We start from the raw sequence: 2,138 nt of genomic DNA, 5'->3' as shown, positions 1-2,138 counted from the left end.
TAACTATTTGTTTACCATAAAGATAACTGTTATTCATGATATGGAAAAGACTTATATAAAGAAAGTTGAAACTTTTTTCAAAAAACAGAAAGGGCTGCGCCAAATGGAATTTTGACACAGCCCCTTTGATTTGTAGCCCATAGGAGAATCGAACTCCTCTTTTCAGAATGAAAATCTGACGTCCTAGCCGATAGACGAATGGGCCACTAAGGCTACTCTTATAGGTGGCAGTAGCTATCCACTTCACTTTCCTAAAGAGACATAACAGTCTCTTTGATGGAACATAGTCTCTATAGAAAAGAATCTTCAAAGTAGCCCATAGGAGAATCGAACTCCTCTTTTCAGAATGAAAATCTGACGTCCTAGCCGATAGACGAATGGGCCACTGTTTTGCTATCCTTATTTTATTCGGCGTTAGCTACCGATTGATCTTCTCTATAGATTAAGCCATTCTAGCAATCTGGCGAGCAAGCTTAGACTTGATGTTTGCTGCCTTGTTTCTATGAATGATATTCTTCTTTGCCAATTTATCAAGCATACTGCTCAACTTTGGCAACTTCTCAACTGCTTCCTCTTTGTTTTCTAACTTACGGAAGGCCATAACTGCGTTACGAGTCGTCCTCGCATAGTAGCGATTGTGAAGGCGGTGAGCCTTAGCCTGACGAATTCTCTTAACTGAGCTCTTATGATTTGCCATTTACTTAATCTGTTTTATTTATTAATCGTAGCCCATAGGAGAATCGAACTCCTCTTTTCAGAATGAAAATCTGACGTCCTAGCCGATAGACGAATGGGCCAACCTGTTTAGCAAAGCAGATAACGTGTATCGTTTTGCGTTTGCAAAGATAGGTTGTTTTTTTGATCCTGCAATACGTTTATCTAAAAATGCCTGCATGATTTGTTGCAAAGATAGCTGTTTTTTTCATCTATTCAACTATAAATATATTGTTATTGTATTCTTATTCATTTAGTTATGTGGTTTTTGTTAGCTGTTCAAAACTTTTTGATCCTAAAAGACAAAAATCCTCCTTTTAGTTTATTGAGCAGGGGATTTTGATTTAGAATTTGTTTTATTGCCATTGTTAGGTAAAAGCTGAATAAGCCGGAAGTGGCTACTTATCTGGAAACCATTCCGGTTGGGGAATTTAGTTTTCTGCCCCTTATTATATAATAAGTGAAGATAGAAGTTTGTTAATCATTATTGTTGCTTTATATAAACCAATTCTTCCTTTTGTTTTTGTGTATTGGTGAAGTCTTATTGCTGAAGAGGATCCTTTTTAGTATCTTAGTCACTAATAAAGACAGTGACCATGGGGATAATCATATTACTTACCTTCCTTTTGATAATTGTTTTGCTTGGAGGATCATTTCTTCAAGAGGGTAAGATATGTCTTGTTGACTTGCAACAAATCGATGACTTCGTGGCTATCAAATACACTATAAACAGGTCTCCTTATCATTGGGCTGTGAAGTTCGTAATGAGAGGGTGTTATTTGTTAAATATTGTTGCCTATTTTAATACTCAAAAAGCTACTCAAACAACACTGATTCAACTTCAAAATCTTAATTTCGAGGGTTAGGGTCACTTGACCTTTTGCCGACTTTTTCCGCTTTATTAGTACGAAGCGGGCTTTATTTATGCGCTATTTTAACAAATAAAGTCGCGCGAGAAGCAATCTGTTCTCGCGCGACTTTCGATCCGTTGTCGCGCGACCTTGACATGCGAAGTCGCGCTACTTCAAGTGCAACCTCGCGCGAGGTTACTTTCAAAGTAGCGCGACAATGGATTGCAAGTCGCGCGACCTACCAAAAAAGGCGGCCTAAAAGTGTTTTTTAAGTCGCCGAAAGATAAATTCTAAGATGGTTTAATATAGTTTAACATATTAAGATTCTAATAAATTGCTATCTACTTATTATTTAGGAAGAAATAGACCTTTTTGAAGTCTAAAAAACAGTTGTTTATAGACTAAAAAACGCTTGCTTGTATTTACATTATTTATCGTATTTATTGCAATAGTGTCCTAAACGTTCTTCTTTGAAGAAGGACATAGCATAGTATTCAAGAGGGGCATCCCACTTGATCATCTTGCGCTAAAATGGGGGTATCCCCCTATGTCAATTCAGGCTCATCGGGAGGT

The 2,138-nt window shown here is 37.3% G+C and carries 2 protein-coding genes and 3 tRNA genes; 1 reads left to right on the top strand and 4 read right to left on the bottom strand.

What is annotated here, in order from left to right; all coding sequences use genetic code 11:
* Positions 1-133: 133 nt before the first annotated feature.
* From ACFO3G_RS03360 to ACFO3G_RS03345, 4 genes are all read right to left on the bottom strand, one after another.
* Positions 134-205 (bottom strand) — tRNA-Glu (locus tag ACFO3G_RS03360).
* Between the two features lie 107 nt (positions 206-312).
* Positions 313-384, bottom strand: a tRNA-Glu gene (locus tag ACFO3G_RS03355).
* 58 nt (positions 385-442) lie between these two features.
* Complete coding sequence (rpsT, locus tag ACFO3G_RS03350) at positions 443-697, bottom strand: 30S ribosomal protein S20 (protein WP_380077980.1); 255 nt, start codon at positions 695-697, stop codon at positions 443-445.
* A gap of 28 nt (positions 698-725) precedes the next feature.
* Positions 726-797: transfer RNA gene (locus tag ACFO3G_RS03345), tRNA-Glu, on the bottom strand.
* A 513-nt stretch (positions 798-1,310) separates the two neighbouring features.
* Between ACFO3G_RS03345 and ACFO3G_RS03340 the strand changes: the two genes are divergently transcribed.
* Positions 1,311-1,580 carry a hypothetical protein gene (locus ACFO3G_RS03340; protein WP_380077978.1) on the top strand — a complete coding sequence of 90 codons (270 nt, stop codon included), beginning with the start codon at positions 1,311-1,313 and terminating at the stop codon, positions 1,578-1,580.
* Positions 1,581-2,138 lie beyond the last annotated feature (558 nt).

Source organism: Falsiporphyromonas endometrii (assembly GCF_042654485.1).
Taxonomy (GTDB): domain Bacteria; phylum Bacteroidota; class Bacteroidia; order Bacteroidales; family Porphyromonadaceae; genus Porphyromonas; species Porphyromonas endometrii.
The sequence above is the reverse complement of the archived record's forward strand: the minus strand, read 5'-3'. Positions and strand labels throughout refer to the sequence as shown.

Coding starts and splice junctions, on each gene's coding strand:
- rpsT (WP_380077980.1), bottom strand. CDS start 697: ATGGCAAATCATAAGAGCTCAGTTAAGAGAATTCGTCAGGCTAAGGCT.
- ACFO3G_RS03340 (WP_380077978.1), top strand. CDS start 1,311: ATGGGGATAATCATATTACTTACCTTCCTTTTGATAATTGTTTTGCTT.